This is a genomic window from Phenylobacterium sp. (genome assembly GCF_030698145.1).
Classification (GTDB): Bacteria; Pseudomonadota; Alphaproteobacteria; order Caulobacterales; family Caulobacteraceae; genus Phenylobacterium.
In genome coordinates, this window is record NZ_JAUYNW010000029.1 from 1 (window position 1) to 16,603 (window position 16,603).

The 16,603-nt window shown below is 69.7% G+C and carries 20 protein-coding genes; 8 read left to right on the forward strand and 12 right to left on the reverse strand.

Going from position 1 to position 16,603, the window contains the following annotated elements; all coding sequences use genetic code 11:
* The first annotated feature begins 240 nt into the window (after nt 1-240).
* Nucleotides 241-1,209, forward strand: coding sequence for a WD40 repeat domain-containing protein (locus Q8Q77_RS03535; RefSeq protein ID WP_305581226.1), 969 nt, complete (start codon nt 241-243; stop codon nt 1,207-1,209).
* Here the strand turns inward: Q8Q77_RS03535 and Q8Q77_RS03540 are convergent.
* Nucleotides 1,206-1,868, reverse strand: a complete 663-nt coding sequence (locus Q8Q77_RS03540; RefSeq protein WP_305581228.1) for a nitroreductase — start codon at nt 1,866-1,868, stop codon at nt 1,206-1,208. The genes Q8Q77_RS03535 and Q8Q77_RS03540 overlap by 4 nt on opposite strands.
* A gap of 84 nt (nt 1,869-1,952) precedes the next feature.
* On the opposite strand from Q8Q77_RS03540, the gene mtgA reads away from it, so the two are divergent.
* A complete protein-coding gene (mtgA, locus tag Q8Q77_RS03545; protein WP_305581230.1) occupies nt 1,953-2,663 on the forward strand; it encodes a monofunctional biosynthetic peptidoglycan transglycosylase in 711 nt (236 codons plus the stop codon).
* Here the strand turns inward: mtgA and Q8Q77_RS03550 are convergent.
* The 3 genes from Q8Q77_RS03550 to Q8Q77_RS03560 all read right to left on the reverse strand — a co-directional run bounded on the left by Q8Q77_RS03550 (nt 2,660) and on the right by Q8Q77_RS03560 (nt 5,128).
* On the reverse strand, nt 2,660-3,457 hold the full coding sequence (locus Q8Q77_RS03550) for a hypothetical protein (RefSeq protein ID WP_305581232.1): 798 nt from the start codon (nt 3,455-3,457) through the stop codon (nt 2,660-2,662). The genes mtgA and Q8Q77_RS03550 overlap by 4 nt on opposite strands.
* A gap of 73 nt (nt 3,458-3,530) precedes the next feature.
* Nucleotides 3,531-4,238 (reverse strand): cytidylyltransferase domain-containing protein, encoded by a 708-nt coding sequence (locus Q8Q77_RS03555; RefSeq protein WP_305581234.1) that lies wholly within the window; start codon nt 4,236-4,238, stop codon nt 3,531-3,533.
* Nucleotides 4,239-4,252: 14 nt separating this feature from the next.
* Entirely contained in the window at nt 4,253-5,128 is an 876-nt protein-coding gene (locus Q8Q77_RS03560; RefSeq protein ID WP_305581236.1) for a bifunctional regulator KidO, read from the reverse strand.
* 99 nt (nt 5,129-5,227) lie between these two features.
* Here Q8Q77_RS03560 and Q8Q77_RS03565 point away from each other — a divergent pair, with 99 nt between their 5' ends.
* The 3 genes from Q8Q77_RS03565 (at nt 5,228) to Q8Q77_RS03575 (ending at nt 8,488) form a co-directional block, all read left to right on the forward strand.
* Nucleotides 5,228-6,220, forward strand: coding sequence for an XdhC family protein (locus Q8Q77_RS03565; protein ID WP_305581238.1), 993 nt, complete (start codon nt 5,228-5,230; stop codon nt 6,218-6,220).
* Between the two features lie 27 nt (nt 6,221-6,247).
* A complete protein-coding gene (locus tag Q8Q77_RS03570) occupies nt 6,248-6,601 on the forward strand; it encodes a hypothetical protein (protein WP_305581240.1) in 354 nt (117 codons plus the stop codon).
* 387 nt (nt 6,602-6,988) lie between these two features.
* Nucleotides 6,989-8,488: an NAD(P)/FAD-dependent oxidoreductase gene (locus Q8Q77_RS03575; protein WP_305581242.1), complete on the forward strand. Its 1,500-nt coding sequence runs from the start codon at nt 6,989-6,991 to the stop codon at nt 8,486-8,488.
* Nucleotides 8,489-8,561: 73 nt separating this feature from the next.
* On the opposite strand, the gene glp is transcribed toward Q8Q77_RS03575, so the two are convergent.
* Genes glp through moaA form a run of 6 tightly spaced genes read right to left on the reverse strand, consistent with a single transcriptional unit; the run spans nt 8,562 to nt 12,497 of the window.
* Nucleotides 8,562-9,743 carry a gephyrin-like molybdotransferase Glp gene (gene glp, locus Q8Q77_RS03580; protein ID WP_305581356.1) on the reverse strand — a complete coding sequence of 394 codons (1,182 nt, stop codon included), beginning with the start codon at nt 9,741-9,743 and terminating at the stop codon, nt 8,562-8,564.
* A 5-nt stretch (nt 9,744-9,748) separates the two neighbouring features.
* Nucleotides 9,749-10,219 carry a cyclic pyranopterin monophosphate synthase MoaC gene (gene moaC, locus Q8Q77_RS03585; RefSeq protein WP_305581244.1) on the reverse strand — a complete coding sequence of 157 codons (471 nt, stop codon included), beginning with the start codon at nt 10,217-10,219 and terminating at the stop codon, nt 9,749-9,751.
* Nucleotides 10,216-10,770 (reverse strand): molybdenum cofactor biosynthesis protein B, encoded by a 555-nt coding sequence (moaB, locus tag Q8Q77_RS03590; RefSeq protein ID WP_305581246.1) that lies wholly within the window; start codon nt 10,768-10,770, stop codon nt 10,216-10,218. Before moaB ends, moaC begins: the two co-directional genes overlap by 4 nt.
* 2 nt (nt 10,771-10,772) lie before the next feature.
* Nucleotides 10,773-11,216: a molybdenum cofactor biosynthesis protein MoaE gene (locus Q8Q77_RS03595; protein WP_305581248.1), complete on the reverse strand. Its 444-nt coding sequence runs from the start codon at nt 11,214-11,216 to the stop codon at nt 10,773-10,775.
* The gene (locus Q8Q77_RS03600; RefSeq protein WP_305581250.1) at nt 11,213-11,452 is read right to left on the reverse strand and encodes a MoaD/ThiS family protein; all 240 of its coding nucleotides are present in this window, start codon (nt 11,450-11,452) and stop codon (nt 11,213-11,215) included. Before Q8Q77_RS03600 ends, Q8Q77_RS03595 begins: the two co-directional genes overlap by 4 nt.
* 4 nt (nt 11,453-11,456) lie before the next feature.
* Nucleotides 11,457-12,497, reverse strand: coding sequence for a GTP 3',8-cyclase MoaA (moaA, locus tag Q8Q77_RS03605; protein WP_305581252.1), 1,041 nt, complete (start codon nt 12,495-12,497; stop codon nt 11,457-11,459).
* Between the two features lie 32 nt (nt 12,498-12,529).
* On the opposite strand from moaA, the gene Q8Q77_RS03610 reads away from it, so the two are divergent.
* On the forward strand, nt 12,530-13,126 hold the full coding sequence (locus Q8Q77_RS03610) for a nucleotidyltransferase family protein (RefSeq protein ID WP_305581254.1): 597 nt from the start codon (nt 12,530-12,532) through the stop codon (nt 13,124-13,126).
* Here Q8Q77_RS03610 and Q8Q77_RS03615 read toward each other — a convergent pair.
* Together Q8Q77_RS03615 and Q8Q77_RS03620 are read right to left on the reverse strand one after the other, a co-directional pair.
* The gene (locus Q8Q77_RS03615; protein WP_305581256.1) at nt 13,123-15,303 is read right to left on the reverse strand and encodes a xanthine dehydrogenase family protein molybdopterin-binding subunit; all 2,181 of its coding nucleotides are present in this window, start codon (nt 15,301-15,303) and stop codon (nt 13,123-13,125) included. The genes Q8Q77_RS03610 and Q8Q77_RS03615 overlap by 4 nt on opposite strands.
* 14 nt (nt 15,304-15,317) lie before the next feature.
* Nucleotides 15,318-15,812 carry a (2Fe-2S)-binding protein gene (locus Q8Q77_RS03620; RefSeq protein WP_305581258.1) on the reverse strand — a complete coding sequence of 165 codons (495 nt, stop codon included), beginning with the start codon at nt 15,810-15,812 and terminating at the stop codon, nt 15,318-15,320.
* A gap of 130 nt (nt 15,813-15,942) precedes the next feature.
* On the opposite strand from Q8Q77_RS03620, the gene Q8Q77_RS03625 reads away from it, so the two are divergent.
* Together Q8Q77_RS03625 and Q8Q77_RS03630 are read left to right on the forward strand one after the other, a co-directional pair.
* Nucleotides 15,943-16,293, forward strand: coding sequence for a cytochrome c family protein (locus Q8Q77_RS03625; RefSeq protein ID WP_305581260.1), 351 nt, complete (start codon nt 15,943-15,945; stop codon nt 16,291-16,293).
* Nucleotides 16,290-16,598 carry an MliC family protein gene (locus Q8Q77_RS03630; RefSeq protein ID WP_305581262.1) on the forward strand — a complete coding sequence of 103 codons (309 nt, stop codon included), beginning with the start codon at nt 16,290-16,292 and terminating at the stop codon, nt 16,596-16,598. The genes Q8Q77_RS03625 and Q8Q77_RS03630 overlap by 4 nt, the downstream gene beginning before the upstream one ends.
* The last annotated feature ends 5 nt before the right edge of the window (nt 16,599-16,603 follow it).

Here is a 16,603-nt window from a genome sequence, read left to right on the forward strand (position 1 = left end):
CGAACTTACCGCCGCCGCCCCCGCCGCCCAGCTTCGCACCCATATGAATTTCCTTCCCTAGGGCCCCTGGAACCGGGGCCGCCACGTGGTCGCGGAAACCCTTCGCCAAACAAAAGCCGATTGTAAAGAGCCAACCGCCCCCAGCCGGGCGTCAAGTTTGCCGCCTGATCGTTTCGACCGCGCCCCCACCTGGATTTGCGGGCCTCGCCAAGACCCGCGTTAGGCGGCTAAGAGGCGCGCATGACTTTCGATTTCGACGCCTATGTCACCGCCGCCCTGTTCGGAAAGGCCGGTAAGGCCGCCTTCGCCCTCGGGGACGGCAGCATCCGATTCGAGACCGGCGAGCAGGTCGAGGCCCATGACGGCGCGATCCTGGCCGCCTGTCAGCACCCCTCCGGCGAGGGGGTGCTGAGCGGCGGCGACGACGGCCGGCTGGTCTGGACGCGCACGACGGGGCCGCAGGAGATCGCCAGGATCCCAGGCCGCTGGATCGACGCGGTGGCGGCCAGCGCCGAGTCGAAACTGATCGCCTTCGCCGCGGGAAGGGAGCTGCACGTCCGCGACGCCGCCGACCCGGCCTTCTCCCGTGTCTTCGTCCATGACAAGTCGGTGGCCGACGTCGCCTTCGATCCCAAGGGGCGGCGGATCGCTGCGGCCACCTACAACGGCGCCTGGCTCTGGTACGGCCGCATCGCCGAGCAGAAGCCCTATGTGCTGAAGTGGGCCGGCAGCCACGTGCTGCTGGCCTGGAGCCCGGACGGCAAGTTCCTGATGTCCTCGATGCAGGAGAACCAGCTCCACGGCTGGCGGGTGGCCGATGAGAAGAACCTGAAGATGGGCGGCTACCCGGGCAAGGTGAAGAGCCTCGCCTTCCTGGCCAAGGGCGCTCTCCTGGCCACCTCAGGCGCGCCCGGGGCGGTGATCTGGCCCTTCGCCGGCTCCACCGGCCCCATGGGCAAGCAGGCCGCCGAGATCGGCTTCGACGAGAGCGCCATGGTGACCAAGGTGGCCGGCGCGCCGAACGGCCAGGTGGTGGCCGCGGGCCTCGACGACGGACGGGTCTGGTGGTGTGACCTGGCCGGCCAGCGGATCAATCCCGTCAAGGCCGAGAAGGGCCCGCCAATCACGGCCCTGGCCATGAGCGCCGACGGCAAGCGCCTGGCCTGGGGCGACGAGGACGGCGCCGCCGGGGTCGCCGAGATCGGCTAGCTGAACCCGCGCAGCTCGGCCCAGGTCTCGAAGGGGTCGCGGTCCGAGCGCAGGGTGTTAATCGGCGCGGTCTCGTCGCGCCAGCCGAGCGCCATGCCGGAGAACACCATGTGGTCGTCGGGCAGGTCGAGCAGCCTGGCGAGCGTCTGGGGATAGCGGGCCCAGTACTCCTGCGGACAGGTGTCCAGCCCCCGCTCGACCGCCAGCAGCATGACGGTCTGCATGTACATGCCGACATCCGACCACTGGGGAGGGCCCAGCTTGCGGTCCAGGCAGAAGAACAGGCCGACCGGCGCCCCGAACAGCTCGCCGTTCTTGGCCAGTTGGCGCAGCCGGGCGGGCTTGTCCTCCCGGGGAATGCCGATGGTGGCGTAGAGGTCCTCGCCGTTCTTGAACCGCCGGGTGCGGAACGGGTCCCAGAGATTGGGCGGATAGACTTCGTATTCCGGCGTCTCGCCGAACGGGTTGGCGGCGACCTGGGCCTTGAGTTCGGCCAGCGGCGCGCCGGCCAGGCCATAGACCCGCCAGGGCTGGAGGTTGCCCCCCGAAGGCGCCCGGGCCGCGGCCTGCAGGATCTCGCGCACGGTCTCTTCCGGCGGCGTCTCGGGCTTGAAGGCCCGGATGGAGACACGCCGTTCGACGGCGTCGGAAACGTTCACGGATGTGCGTCCTTCGGGCGGCTTGACCAGGTCGGCGGCTCACAGCATCGCTAGCATCCCAAGGTCGCGTAAGGGCAAGCAAGCTTGAGCAAGGCGCCATCGCAGAGAGGCTTCTTCGGCCGGCTTTTCCGCGGGCTGTTCGTCCTGCTCGTGGTGTTCGGCCTGATCGGTCCGATCCTCACGACGGCGACGTACCGCTTCGTGCCGCCGCCGATCACTTGGCTGATGATCCAGCGGGTGTTCGAGGGCAAGGGCTTCGACCGGCGCTGGCGCGGTCTCGACGACATCTCGCCCCGGCTGGTCCGGGCGGTGATCGCCGCCGAGGACGCCAAGTTCTGCGAACACCGCGGCTTCGACTTCAACGCCCTGGAAAAGGCCATTGCCAACAACGCCAAGGGCCGCAAGCTGCGCGGCGGCTCCACCATCAGCCAGCAGACCGCCAAGAACGTCTATCTGTGGCCCGGCCGCTCGTATGTCCGCAAAGGGCTGGAGGCCTATTTCACCGTCCTGATCGAGACCATGTGGGGCAAGCGCCGGATCATGGAGGTCTATCTGAACTCCATCGAATGGGGCCCGGGCGTCTACGGGGCCGAGGCCGCGGCCCGCAAGAACTTCGGGGTCAGCGCCGACAAGCTGACGCCGGCCCAGGCCGCGCGTCTGGCGGCCATCCTGCCAAGCCCGCTGAAATGGAAGGCCGCCAAGCCCGGCCCCTATGTGAAGCGCCGGTCCGGCAGGATCGGCAAGGCGGCCGGGACCGTGAACCGCGCCGGCATGGCCGACTGCGTCCTGGGTTAGCGCGGCCGCATCACCAGCCACGGCGTGGGCTTGGCGCGCCATTCCCAGACGGCCAGCAGCTGGTCCAGGTGGCTGAGATTGCCCAGCCAGTCGGGCAGGACCGCGGTCTTCCCCTGCTGGTCGACCCGCAGGACCTCATGGCTGGCGGCGAACCGCTCGGTCAGCCGCGCCAGCACCCCCGGACGCACGCCGCCATGGGTCTCGACGATCAGGCTCATGCCCTTGAGCGCCGGGCTGAGCGCGGGGTCGAGCAGGTCGTCCTCGGCGCCCTCGGCGTCGACGAACACCAGGACCTTGCGTCCCGCGAAGGCCTCGAAGTCGCCGGGGGTGAATTCCCCGCCGATCCGCACGCGGGCTTCGACCGCGTTGGCGCGAGCCAACGCGGCGCAGGCGTCGCGGGCCTTGGGGTCGATGTCGTGGGCGTGGATCGTGCTCGCCGGCATCAACCGCGCCAGGCCCACGGCGTAGTAGCCTTCCGCGCAGCCGATATCGATCACGCAATCCAGGCCCTCCGCCGCGAAGGCCTCGATGTGCGGGTGCAGCTCGGACTCGTAGGTGCCCAGGAGCCGGGGGGCCAGCGCCCCCTCGGTCGCCCGGTCCACATAGGCCATGCCCGCGAAGGGACCCTGCAGGATCGTGGAGCCGTGCTTGGCGACCAGGGTGTTGGCGATGACCTGCGAGCGCCACTTGGCGAGCTGGCGCAGCACCTTTTCCAGTTCGTGCATTGAGGCGAGGGGCCGCGGCTCCTGCACGCGGCGCGTCAGCCAGTCGGCCACCACAGTCTGGAGGTTCATCGCCGCTCCCGGAGGCTAGGTCCGGGAGGGCTTAACGGTCAGCCGGTTCCTGTCAACGGACAGGATAGGCCTGTCAGGCGGCCCAGCGCGCCAGGTCCTGGCGCCCCTGGGTGATGTCCAGCACGTCCTGCATGGAAAAGCCCGGATCGGCCGAATGGAGCGCGTCATAGACGGCGCGGGCGAAGGCGAAGTCGGCGGCGGTCTTCACCCGCCAGTCCAGCTTGGAGAAGTCGCGCTGGGCCAGGCAATGAGCCTGGGGATAGCGTCCGGCCAGGTCGCGGATCTGGGCCAGGGGGGAGGTGACCGCCGCCACCTGCGGGTCGGTCTGCGCCGCGGCGTCGGCCAGGGCCTGGGCGGTGACCACCTCGACCTCCAGGCCCTTGGGAAAGGAGCGCTCGACGCGGTTGGAGGCGTAGGCGGCGCGCGTGGAGAGCGCCAGGCGCACGGTCTCATCGATCACGCCGGGGTCGACGAAGGGCGAGTCGCCCTTGATCCGCACCACATGGGTCACCGGACCAGCGGCCTCGACGCAGCGCATGAAGCGTTCGGAGAGGTTCTCGGAGGCGCCGCGGAACACGGTCTGGCCGCGGGAGACCAGGAAGCTCGCCAGGGGGTCGTCGGAGGGTTCTGCGCTGGTGGCGACCACCAGCTTGGAGACGCAGCGAGCCAGGCGGATCCGCTCCACCTGCCGCCAGATCATCGGCTCGCCCCGCAGCGGCGCCATCGCCTTGCCCGGAAGGCGAGGGGAGGTCATCCGGACCTGCAGGATGGCGAGGATCATGACATTCGAAGCCTCTAGGCGGCCGCCCAGGCGCGGGGATCGAGCGCGATGGGATCGTCCAGCGCCATCTCGTCCCAATCGAGGTCGGGCGGCGGGCTGGAGGCGGCGGCGATCACCGCCGACATCTCGGCCGGAGACGAGACGCCGACCAGGACCGTGGCGGCCTCGGGACGCGACAGCGCGAAGCCCAGCGCGGCTTGCAAGGGATCGGACCGGCCCTCGGCGATCAGGCGCCGGGCGCGGCTGATGCGGCTGGCGGCGGCCTTCAGATGGTTGGGCGCGCGGTCGGGCGGCAGGAACAGCAGGCCATTCAGGAAGATCGAGCGCAGATGCACCTCGATGCCGTAGCCGGTGAGGGCGGCGAGCGTGCCGTCGATCAGCAGGCGCTGGTCCAGCAGCGAAGCCGGGGCCTGGACGATGTCGGGACGGAACCGGCGGGCGACGCCCAGCGGATCGTCGGAGGCGAAGACCGAGACGCCGATCTTGCGGGTCAAGCCCTGGTCCTTGAGCGCCTTCAGGCGGTCCCACAGGGCCATGCCATGCGGTCCGAACAGGTCGGAGGCCGCGGGCACCAGAATGGCGTCGGCCTGTTCCACGCCCATGCGGCGCAGGGCGGCGCGGGCTTCCTGCTCGACGAAGTCGGGGCCGCGGTCGGCGCGGACGGTCGAAATGGAGACGCGGAACGGATTGGGGCGCGGCAGGATCTCGCCCAGCGCGGTCTCGGCCATGGCCGAATGGCCGGTGACGTCGAACACGGCCAGTTGCGAACGCGCGGCGATGTCCAGGATGTCGCGGGCGTCGGCCTGCGGCGAGCGGCCGCGCACGCCCACGGACTGATCGAGGGCGAACTGTGCGGAGCCGAGGCCGAGCTTTGAAAGCGGTGAGGTCATGAAGCCGTGAGCTGGATACGAACCCTAAGAGTCCCCATCTAGGTCGAAAGGCCTAAAGAACCCGTGTCTAGGACGTTTATGGGGGGTTAAGCTTGAGCCATGCGTGACCCCCTGCCCGAGTGGCCCCTGTTCGGCATGGCCGACGATGTGCGCCCCGCCCTAGCCCAAGCCCGGCAACGGAAAATCTCCGTCGCCCTCGCCACCCTGGTCGCCGTCGAGGGCGGCGGCCCGCGTCCGGTGGGAACCCAGATGGTGTTCGCCGAGGCGATCGTCGCCGGTTATTTTTCGGGCGGCTGCGTGGAGAGCGACGTCGCCGATCACGCCTTCGCCTGCCTGGACGACGGCGAGCCCCGGCGGCTGGTCTATGGCGAGGGCAGCCCCTGGCCGGACATCACCCTGCTGTGCGGCGCGCGCATCGAGATCTTCGTGGAACGGGTGGAGGCCGGCGACCCGGCCCTGGCTGAACTGCTGGAGGCCATGGCGGCGCGGCGTCCGACCACCTGGGTCAGCGACGGCCGCCGCCGGGTCTGCGCCGCGGACGCCCAGGCCTGGGAGGGCGCGGTCAGCCGCCGCCATGACCCCGTGCCTCGCCTGGTGGTGTTCGGCTCCGACCCCACGGCGCTCGCCATAGCCCAGCTCGGCGTGCTGAACGGGTTGGAGACCACCTTCGTGCGCTCGAAGGGGCCCGAGGCGCCGCCGCCGATCCCCGGCCTGCGCTATCGCCGCGACGAGCCCCAGGCGGCGCTGGACGCCATCGGCTGTGACGCCTGGACATCCATCGCCGTGGCCACCCACAATATCGACACCGACCGCGAGGCCCTGGCCGCGGCCCTGCCGTCGGCGGCCGGATATGTCGGCCTGCTGGGCGCCCGCAAGCGGCTGCAGGAACGGCTCGCGCCCCTGCGCGCCGCCGGCGTGCCCGAGCAGGTGCTGATGCGCGTCCACGCCCCCATCGGTCTCGACATCGGCGGCAAGGCGCCCTGGGAGGTGGCCGTCTCCGTGATCGGCGAGATCATCAGCCTGCGCCATCCGCGGACGCCGGAACCCGCCCGCGAAGCGCCGTCGAAGCGCGACAAGGTCTCGGTGTCATAGGGTGAGCGCAAAGCGACAGGATCGTTCTTGAAGAATATTCAGATCACCGATGGCGCGGACAACGCGACCTACAGCATCTTCCAGGCGACGGACGACGAGTTCAGGTTGATCTTTCCCGGCGAAGGGCAAGACCTCGAGATTGTCGAGGATCTCTTCCACCGCCTCGGCGAGAAGGAGGCGACGGGTCTCCTCATTCCCCTGTGGGACCGTCCGATCCACAAGCGGGACGCACACGGCATCCACGGGACGCTCTTCTACGACTACGTCCAGAATCGAGAGCACTTGCCGGCGACGAAACGCGAGATCGATCGCACGTCGTCTCAGATCAATCAGGCGGAACGCGATCTCTACGCCACACTTCGGGCCGACGCGGCGTCATAGGGGACTATCCAAGACCACCCGGTCGCAGCGGGACGTGCTATCCTGGGCTCACGCCATCCGTGGAGCCTCCGCGCGGCGCGGCCGGAAAGGCCAAACTCATGAAAACCTACGCGACCGTGCCCCCGACGCCCGTCCGGCGCGACCTCACCGATCGTCGCTCCTCCGGGCTCCCGGCTCCGCAGTCGCGCAAGGCCCTCCTCAACGACCGCCGCAGCACGCGCTGAGGCCTGCCGGCCGCTTCCCTTCGGCCGGCTGAACGCCGCTGTCGCGAATGCCGCGGCACGAAGCAGTTGCAAAGTTATCAGTGATCACTCAGGTTTGGCGCCTACCAGGCGCGCGACCGCACGGCGATGCGGCGCGTCCACGACACAAGGGACAGGAAGCCACATGACCGCGACCGCGACACTCACCCGGACGGCGTCCCAGACCACCGAGCACTTCGACGTCATCATCGTGGGCGCGGGGATCTCCGGGATCGGCGGCGCCTATCACATGAGCCAGCAGCGCCCGGGCGCGAGCTATGTGGTCCTGGAGACGCAGGAGAGCTTCGGCGGCACCTGGCTGACCCACAAGTATCCGGGCATCCGGTCGGACAGCGACCTCTACACCTTCGGCTACCGGTTCAAGCCGTGGACGGGGACGCCGATCGCCACGGCGGCGGAGATCCTCACCTATATGAACGAGGTGATCGCCGACAACGATCTGGGCCGCCACATCCGCTACGGCCACACGATCACCAAGGCCAACTGGTCGAACGCCGACAACCTCTGGACCCTCGAGGCCACCCGCGCCGACACCGGCGAGAGCGTGCGGTTCACCACCAACTTCCTCTGGATGTGCCAGGGCTACTACCGCCACGGCCAGGGCTACACCCCGGAGTGGGAGGGCATGGCCGACTATAAGGGCCAGATCGTCCACCCCCAGACCTGGCCCGAGAACCTGGATTACAAAGGCAAAAAGGTCATCGTCATCGGCTCGGGCGCCACGGCGGCGACCCTGGCGCCGGCCATCGCCGGGGACTGCGCGCACGTCACCGTCCTGCAGCGCTCACCGACCTATTTCATCCCGGGGCGCAACGCCAACGAGCTGGCCGACACCCTGCGCCAGCTGGAGATCGACGAGACCTGGATCCACGAGATCGTGCGGCGGAAGATCCTGTTCGACCAGGCGGCGTTCACCAAGCGCGCCCTGGAAGAGCCGGAGATCGTCAAGGAAGAGCTGCTCGCCGGGGTCCGCGCCTTCCTGCCCGAGGACCAGGTGGTCAAGCACTTCATGCCCACCTATCGCCCCTGGCGCCAGCGCATCGCCTTCATCCCCGACGGGGACCTGTTCCAGGGCATCCGCTCGGGAAAGGCCTCCGTGGTGACCGACGAGATCGAGCGGTTCACGGAGAAGGGTGTCCTGCTGAAGTCCGGCGAGACGCTGGAGGCCGACATCGTCGTCACCGCCACCGGCTTCGATCTCAACGTCCTGGGCGACATCGACTTCGCCATCGACGGCCAGCCGCTCGATTTCGCCAAGACCGTCACCTATCGCGGCATGATGTTCACCGGCGTGCCGAACCTGATCTGGGTGTTCGGCTATTTCCGGGCGAGCTGGACCCTGCGGGCCGACCTGATCGGCGACTTCGTGGCGCGGCTGCTCAAGCACATGGACGAAAAGGGCGCCAAGCGGGTGACGCCGGCCCTGCGGCCGCAGGACAAGGACATGCCGCTGCTGCCCTGGATCGATCCGGAGAACTTCAATCCCGGTTACCTGATGCGCGGCATGCACCTCTTGCCTCGCAGCGGCGACAAGGACGAGTGGCGCCACACCCAGGACTACTGGGCCGAGAAGGACGAGATCCCGGCTATCGACCTGGACGACCCCGCCTTCGTTTACGAGTAGGCTGGAGCGCGACAGCCGAAAGTGGACACCGGTCTCGGCGGTTGTCGCGCTCCAATTTAAGAGATTCGAGGCTCTAGGCCCGCGGGAGCGGCAGCACGTCCACCAGGTCGCCGGCCGCCAGGGCCGGTGCGTCGGGCCGGCGGCGCAGCAGGGCGTCAGCGGCGGCGAAGACGCCCACCAGGGATGAGTCCTGGTCGCCATAGGGTGTGGCGAGGATCGATCCGTCGCCGTGGCTCAGCTTGGCGCGCATCCAGTGTTCGCGCGGGCCGTTGGCGGCCAGGGGGCCTGTGAGGCGGGCGGTGGCCATGACCGGTTCGGCGGTGGTCCCGCAATAGGCGGCGATCAGGGGCTTGAGGAACAGCTCAGCGCAGACGAAGGCCGAGGCCGGATTGCCCGGCAGGCCCAGCAGGCGGCGGCCGTCGGCCAGCACCCCGAAGAAGGTCGGCTTGCCCGGACGCACAGCCACGCTCTCGACCCGATAGGACATCCCCAGGGCCTCGCCGGCGGCGCGCACCAGGTCGTGGTCGCCCACCGAGGCGCCGCCGACGGTGACGATCAGCTCGGCCTGCGCGCCCCGCATGGCCTCGATCACAGCTTCGAGCTGGTCGCGGACGCCGGAGAGTTTGGTGGCCTGGCCGCCCCAGGCCTCGACCATGACCTTCAGGGCCGGCGAGCCGGAGTCATAGATCTGGAACGGGCCCGGCCTGGCCGGCGCCTCGACGATCTCCTCGCCGGTCGAGAGGATGGCCACGCGCGGACGGCGATGGACAGCGACCTCGGCCCGGCCGGCCGAGGCGGCCAGGGACAGCCGCCAGGGATCGATGCGTGTCCCCTTGCGCAGCAGCACGTCGCCCACGCGGAAATCCTTGCCGGCGTCGCGGATATTGTCGCCCGGCCTGGCGGCGGGGACGGAAATCAGGTCGCCCTCCCGCGTGGCGTTCTCCTGGATCACCACGCTGTCGGCGCCGGCGGGCAGGGCCGCGCCGGTGAAGATGCGCACCGCCTCGCCCGGTTGGACCTGGCCCTCATAGCCGTGTCCCGCGGCGCTCTCGCCGACGATCCTTAAGGTCCCTGGCGCATCGGCCGAGCGAACGGCCCAGCCGTCCATGGCCGAGTTGGTGAAGGGCGGCTGGTCGCGGACCGCGGCGACGTCCCGCGCCAGCACCCGGCCCACGGCGGCGCCCAGAGCGATGGTCTCGACGGGCAGGGGGGAAGCCTCCGCCAGGATGGCGGCGCGGGCGGCCTCCACGCTCATCAGCTTCACGGCCGGACCCAGTCGCCCGACTTGCCACCGGACTTCTTCATCAGCCGCACGGCCTCGATGGTCATGGCCTTATCGGCGGCCTTCAGCATGTCGTAGACGGTGAGGCAGGCGACCGACACGGCGGTCAGGGCTTCCATCTCCACGCCGGTCTGGCCGGTGGTGCGCACCCTCGCGGTGACGGAAAGCCCGCCGTCGCCGGGCTCGACCCGCACCTCGACCTTGGACAGCGCCAGGGGATGGCAGAGCGGGATCAGGTCGGAGGTCTTCTTGGCCGCCATGATCCCGGCGATCTCGGCCGTGGCGCGGACGTCGCCCTTCTTGGCGTCGCCGGACAGGGCGAGCGCCAGGGTCTCGGCGGACATGCGCACGAAGCCTTCGGCCACGGCCTCGCGGGCGGTGACCGCCTTGGCCGAGACGTCGACCATGTTGGCGCGGCCGGTCTCGTCGATGTGGGTGAGCTTGCTCACCGCTCCATCAAGCGCGGCATGAGCTCGACCATGTTGCAGGGGCCGTGGCGGCTGTCGAGCTGGGCGGAGATCACCTTGTCCCAACCGTCCTTCACCGCCCCGTTGGAGCCCGGCAGGCAGAAGACGAACACCCCGCCGATCAGGCCGGCGGTGGCTCTGGACTGCAGGGTGGAGAGGCCAACTGACTGGTAGGAGACCAGGTGGAAGATCACCGAAAAGCCGTCGATCTTCTTGTCGAACAGCGGCTCGACCGCCTCAGGCGTGACGTCGCGGCCGGTGATGCCGGTGCCGCCGGTGGTGATGATGGCGTCGACGGTTCCCGAGGCGACCCAGGCTTTGATCTGCTCGCGGATCTGGGCGACGTCATCCTTGACGATGCTCTTGGCGGTCAGCTCGTGGCCAGCGCCGGTGATGCGCTCGGCCAGGACGTGGCCGGAGGTGTCGCTCTCTTCGTCGCGGGTGTCGGAGACGGTCAGGACCGCGATCCGCACCGGCTTGATGGAGAGGTTCTCGTTGATGTGGCCGCCGGGGCCGAAGGCAGGGGCGTTCATGGTCATGTCTCCCAACGGGCGATGTCGGCGTGGTCCTGGGGTTTCGGTTCGATCCAGCGCGCGCCGGCCGGGCCGGTCTCCTTCTTCCAGAAGGGGGCGCGGCTCTTCAAGTAGTCCATGAGGAAATCGCAGGCCTCGAAGGCGGCGCGGCGATGGGTGGCGGCGGTGGCCACGAAGACGATCGCCTGGCCCGGCGCGATCTGGCCCACCCGGTGGACCACGGCGAAGTCGTCCAGGCTGAAGCGGTCGACGGCCTCCTGGGCGATGCGGTTGATCTCGCCCTCGGTGAAGCCGGGATAGGCCTCGAGCTCCAGGATGGCGGCGGCGCCCAGTTCGGCGCGGGCCAGGCCCACGAAGCTGGCGACCGCCCCGGTCTCGGTCCGGTCCCGGCAGAACTCCGAAAGCAGGGCGCCGGGATCGAAAGGCTGGTCGGTGAGCGCGATCATCCGCCGCTCATGGGCGGGAGGAAGGCGACCTCCGAGCGGGCGGTGAGCGCCGCGTCGCCGCGCACGATGGCCTGGTCGAGGGCGACCTGGACCCCGGGCGCGCGAAGCGCCTCGGCCAGATGGGCGTCCTCGCCGCAGAGCAGGTCGCGCAGGGCCGTCAGGGTGTCGCTGGCGATCTCCCGGGTGCGCCAGCCGGCCACGTCGCTCAGGCGTCCGAACAGCAGGACCCGGGCCATCGCCCTAGCCCCCCGTGGTCGACATGTGGCGGGCCACCGCCGGCGCCGAGGCGCGCGAGATCTGGAAGTCGTGGCCCTTGGGCTTGGCGTCCACCGCCAGCCGCACGGCGTCGATCAGGGCCGCGTCGTCGGCGCCGGCGCGGATCACCGCGCGCAGGTCGCTGGCGTCCTCGCGACCCAGGCAGGTGTGCAGGGTGCCGGTGCAGGTCAGCCGCACGCGGTTGCAGGCCTCGCAGAAATTGTGACTCAGCGGGGTGATGAGGCCCAGCCGCCCGCCGGTCTCGGCGATGCGGACATAGCGGGCCGGGCCGCCCGTCTGGTGGTCGATATCGGTGAGCGTCCAGAAGCTTTCCAGGTCGCGGCGCACGTCCTTGAGCGACAGGAACTGGTCGGTGCGGTCGATCTCGATCTCGCCGAGCGGCATGGCCTCGATCAGGGTGGCGTCGCAGCCGCGGGCGTGGGCCCAGGCGATGAGGTCGGGCAGTTCGGCGGCGTTGTCGTCCTTGAGCGCCACGGCGTTGATCTTGACCGCGATCCCGGCGGCGAGCGCCGCGTCGATCCCGGCGATCACCTTGGCGAGGTCGCCGCCGCGGGTGAGCTTGCGGAACAGGTCGGGCTTCAGCGTGTCCATCGACACATTGATCCGCCGCACGCCGTGCAGGGCCAGCTCCTGGGCGAACTCGGAAAGCCGGGTGCCGTTGGTGGTCAGGGTCAGTTCGTCGAGCGCGCCGGACCGCAGGTGGCGCGACAGGCTCTCGACCAGCCCCATGAAGCCCTTGCGCACCAGCGGCTCGCCGCCGGTCAGCCGCAGCTTGCGCACGCCCTGGCCGATGAAGGCCGAGGCGATGCGGTCCAGCTCCTCCAGGGTCAGCACCTCGATCTTCGGCAGGAAGGTCATGTGCTCGGCCATGCAATAGACGCAGCGCAGGTCGCAGCGGTCGGTCACCGAGACCCGCAGATAGGTCACCGCACGGCCGAAGCCGTCGATCAGGACTGGCGTCGAGCGCGCGGGCTCTTGCGGCGATGGGGCGTCATAGGGCGTCATGTCGCCGCTAACATAGAGAGGAACACGGGGTCGTGACAGGGGTGGGCGCGTTCGAAGCCATCGTTTTGGCCGCCGGGTCCGGCTCGCGCTTCGGCGGGGGTAAACTGCTCGCGCCCTATGCAGGCGGCGTCCTGCTGGATTCAGCCCTGGCCGCGGCCTTCGCCGCCCCGGTGCGCACGGTGATCGTGGTGACGGGTGCGGATGGCGAGGCGGTGGCCGCCGCCGCGCGCGCCTGCCCCGCGGTCGACGGCCGGCTGCGGCTGGTCCATGCGCAGGACCACGCCGAGGGCATGGGCGCCTCCCTGCGCCGCGCCGCCGCCGAACTCGGCCCCGACTGCGCCGGCGCCTTCGTGCTGCTGGGCGACATGCCTAGGATCCCGCACGCCGTGTTCGCGCCCCTGATCGAGGCCGTGCGCGCCGGCGCCCCGGCGGCGGCCCCGGTGTTCGACAGTCAGAGGGGTCACCCCGCCTTGATCGGCGCGGCGCTGCTGCCGAGGCTGCTGACGCTCCAGGGCGACGCCGGCGCGCGGGCGATCCTCAAGGGCCTGGGCGACCGCCTGGCCCTGATCGAGGCGCCCGACGACGGCGTGCTGTTCGACGTCGACGAGCGCGGCGACCTTCCGGCCTAGGCCTTCACGAACGGCTGGCTGGTGGTGGCCTGGCCGGTGAGGGCGAACAGGGCGTTGGCCACGGCGGGACCGATCACCGGGGTGCCGGGTTCGCCGACGCCGCTAGGCGCCGCGCCCGACGGCACGATGTGGGTCTCCACGATGGGAGACTCGGAGTTGCGGAGCACCCGGTAGGTGTCGAAGTTGGTCTGTTCGACCACCCCGTCCTTCACCGTCACGTTCCCGTAGAGCGCCGCCGACAGGCCGTAGCAGGTCCCGCCCTCGATCTGGGAGGCGATCTGATCCGGGGCGATGGCCGTTCCGCAGTCGATGGCGGTGACCACGCGGCCCACCTTCGGGACCCCGTCCACCAGCTTGACCTCGGCGACCTGGGCGACCACCGAGCCGAAGCTTTCGTGCACCGCCACGCCGCGCGTCCAGCCGGCGGGCGCGGGGGTTCCCCAGCCCGCCTTCTCGGCGGCGAGGTTCAGCACCGCCAGGTGCCGCTTGGCGTCGGCCTTGGTGTAGAGGGCGCGGCGGTAGTCCACCGGGTCCTTGTTGGCACGCTTGGCCAGCTGGTCGATGGTGTGCTCCATCACGAAGGCGGTGTGGGTCGCGCCCACCGAACGCCACCACAGGACCGGCACGCCGATGTCGGGCTGGATGAGCTGGGCGTCGACCACCGGCGTGGCCTTCAGATAGGGCGAACCGAGAGCGCCTTCGATGGCGGTCTCGTCCAGCTTCGGCTCGCCGGTGGGCGAGCCCTTCATGATCGACTGGGTGACCACCCGGTGGCGCCAGGTGGCCGGATAGCCGTCCTTGTCCACCGTGACCTTGACCGTGTGATGGACGATGGGTCGGAAATAGCCCGCCGCCATGTCGTCCTCGCGGGTCCAGACCAGTTTCACCGGCCGCATCTTGCCGACCTTCTTGGCGATATGGACGCACTCGGCGACGTAGTCTGACTGGAAGTTGGCCCGGCGCCCGAACGAGCCGCCGGCGAACAGGGTCTCGATCTCCACCGCGCCCGGCAGCATGCCGACGATCTTGGCGGTGTTGAGCTGGTCGACCGTGGGGATCTGCGAGCCGAAGGTCAGCTTGGCCTTGCCGCCGCCCACCTGGGCCACGCAGTTCATCGGCTCCATGGTCGCGTGGGCGAGATAGGGGAAGTCGAAGCTGGTCTCGAAGGCCGGCCCGGTCGCCGTGGCGATGTCGCCCTTCGACCCGAACGGCTTCCACTTCATCTTGTCGGTAGCCGCGGTCTTGCCCGAGGCCAGGTCCTTGTAGCTGGCGAGGATGGCGTCCGAGGACCGCTTTTCGGCCTCGTCCTCGTTCCAGGTCACCTTGAGCGCGTCGCGGCCCTTGCGGGCGGCCCAGGTGTTCTCCGCCACCACGGCGACGCCGGTCGGGACCTCATACACCTCGACCACGCCGGCGACCTTTTTGGCCTCGGCGGCGTCGAAGGACGCGACCTTGGCCCCGTAGCGCGGAGCGTGGGCCACCATGGCGACCAGCATGTCCGGCATCTGGACGTCCTGGGTGAACTTGGCCGTGCCGTCCGCCTTGGACTGGGAGTCCTTGCGGCGGACCCGGTCGCTGCCGATCAGGGTGAAGGTCTTGGGGTCCTTCAGGGTCGGGGCCTGGGGCGGCGTCACCTTGGAGGCGTCGGCCAGCAGTTCGGCGAAGGTGGCCGACTTGGCCGAGGCCGCATGGCTGACCACGCTGTCCTTGACCACGATCTCACCGGCCGGGACGCTCCACCTGTTGGCCGCGGCCTCGACGAACATCGCCTTGGCCGAGGCGCCGGCCTTGCGCAGCTGGTCCCAGGAATTAGAAATGGCCGACGAGCCGCCGGTGCCCTGCACGCCCATGCCGGTGTTGGCGTAGACCTTGGCGATGGCCGCGGCCTGCTCGACCTTCACCTTGCTCCAGTCGGCCTCCAGTTCCTCGGCGACGATGGCCGCGAGGCCCGCATGATTGCCCTGGCCGAACTCGATGTGCTTGGAGATCACGGTGACCGCGCCGTCGGCGCCGATCTTGATGAAGGGGCCGAAGGCGCCGAAGTCGGTCTTGGCGCCGATCGACAGCACATCGCCCATCGAGCAGCCGCCGACCAGCAGCGAGCCGCCGACCAGGGCGGCGCCGATCACCACGTCGCGACGGGTGGCCTTCAAGGGGGATTTCACGTGAGCGTTCATGGCGTGGGTCCCGATCAGAGCTTGGCGGCCGGCGCGGCCACGACGGCCGCCGGCGCCGCGGGGGTCAGGCCCGCGGCGTCCTTGATGGCCGCGCGGACCCGCTGATAAGTCCCGCAGCGGCAGATGTTCCCGTCCATGGCGCCGTCGATGTCGGCGTCGGTGGGCTTGGGCGTGGCGGTCAGCAGGGCCACGGCCGACATGATCTGGCCCGACTGGCAGTAGCCGCATTGCGGCACGTCGTGCTTGACCCAGGCCGCCTGCACGGGATGGGCGCCGCCAAGGCTCTCGATGGTGGTGATCTTCACCCCCGCCAGGCCTTGGATCGGCATGGCGCAGGCGCGAATCGGCTGGCCGTCGGCGAGCACCGTGCAGGCGCCGCACTGGGCGATTCCACAGCCGTACTTCGTGCCGGTCAGGCCTAGTTCATCGCGCAGCACCCATAGCAGGGGCGTGTCCGGCGCGGCCTTCACAGCTAGGGGTTTGCCGTTCACGTCAAGCGTAATGGCCATGGAGAGTTCCTCCCGAATGTCGGACAACGACGCAATCTTAACAGTGTTTAGCTGGCGCGGTAAAGTGGGTCCAAGTGGCGGTTCGTCCGTCGACGCGTTAGGTATCGGGCGACGCCCGCCGGAGATGGAAATGACTCGATCTGCAATGATGTTCGCCGTGGCCGCCCTGATGACGGCCAGCCCCGCCCTGGCCGCCGATGGGGCCAAGACCTTCCAGCTCCAGTGCAAGACCTGCCACGCGGCCAAGTCGACGGCGATGGGGCCGAGCCTGACGGGGGTCGCCGGCCGCAAGGTCGCGAGCTTGCCCGACTTCAAGTATTCGGCGGCCCTGACCGCCAAGGGCGGGACCTGGACCGACGCCAGTCTCGACACCTATCTGGCGGCGCCGCTGAAGTTCGCGCCCGGCGGCAAGATGATGATCTCGGTGACCAATCCGGCCGATCGGGCCGCCGTGGCGGCCTATCTGAAGACCCTGAAGTGAGAAGGCTTCTCGTCCTGTCCGGCCTGCTGTTGCTGGGCGGCTGCGCTAGCGTCATGCCGCAGGACGCCACCGACGCGCCGATGGCCTATGCCTGCGAAGGCGGCAAGCGATTCACCGCCGCCTATGACCTCAAGGGCGACAAGGCGCGGGTCAGCGCGGGCGGGACATCCTATGTCCTGCGCCATGTCCGATCGGGCTCGGGCGCCCGCTACGCCAAGGGCGGGGTGGAGCTCTCCACCAAGGGCGTCGAGGCCCTGCTCGACGGGGCGGCCGGCGGTCCCTACCGCGCCTGCCGGACCGGCTGAGCCCA

Bases quoted from the DNA above. Each gene is read 5' to 3' on its own strand.
- Q8Q77_RS03620 (WP_305581258.1), bottom strand. From the start codon at position 15,812: ATGGCCATTACGCTTGACGTGAACGGCAAACCCCTAGCTGTGAAGGCC.
- Q8Q77_RS03615 (WP_305581256.1), bottom strand. From the start codon at position 15,303: ATGAACGCTCACGTGAAATCCCCCTTGAAGGCCACCCGTCGCGACGTG.
- Q8Q77_RS03535 (WP_305581226.1), top strand. From the start codon at position 241: ATGACTTTCGATTTCGACGCCTATGTCACCGCCGCCCTGTTCGGAAAG.
- Q8Q77_RS03550 (WP_305581232.1), bottom strand. From the start codon at position 3,457: ATGAACCTCCAGACTGTGGTGGCCGACTGGCTGACGCGCCGCGTGCAG.
- Q8Q77_RS03565 (WP_305581238.1), top strand. From the start codon at position 5,228: ATGCGTGACCCCCTGCCCGAGTGGCCCCTGTTCGGCATGGCCGACGAT.
- Q8Q77_RS03575 (WP_305581242.1), top strand. From the start codon at position 6,989: ATGACCGCGACCGCGACACTCACCCGGACGGCGTCCCAGACCACCGAG.
- glp (WP_305581356.1), bottom strand. From the start codon at position 9,743: ATGAGCGTGGAGGCCGCCCGCGCCGCCATCCTGGCGGAGGCTTCCCCC.
- Q8Q77_RS03555 (WP_305581234.1), bottom strand. From the start codon at position 4,238: ATGATCCTCGCCATCCTGCAGGTCCGGATGACCTCCCCTCGCCTTCCG.
- Q8Q77_RS03600 (WP_305581250.1), bottom strand. From the start codon at position 11,452: ATGGCCCGGGTCCTGCTGTTCGGACGCCTGAGCGACGTGGCCGGCTGG.
- Q8Q77_RS03560 (WP_305581236.1), bottom strand. From the start codon at position 5,128: ATGACCTCACCGCTTTCAAAGCTCGGCCTCGGCTCCGCACAGTTCGCC.
- moaA (WP_305581252.1), bottom strand. From the start codon at position 12,497: ATGACGCCCTATGACGCCCCATCGCCGCAAGAGCCCGCGCGCTCGACG.
- Q8Q77_RS03595 (WP_305581248.1), bottom strand. From the start codon at position 11,216: ATGATCGCGCTCACCGACCAGCCTTTCGATCCCGGCGCCCTGCTTTCG.
- Q8Q77_RS03625 (WP_305581260.1), top strand. From the start codon at position 15,943: ATGACTCGATCTGCAATGATGTTCGCCGTGGCCGCCCTGATGACGGCC.
- moaB (WP_305581246.1), bottom strand. From the start codon at position 10,770: ATGAACGCCCCTGCCTTCGGCCCCGGCGGCCACATCAACGAGAACCTC.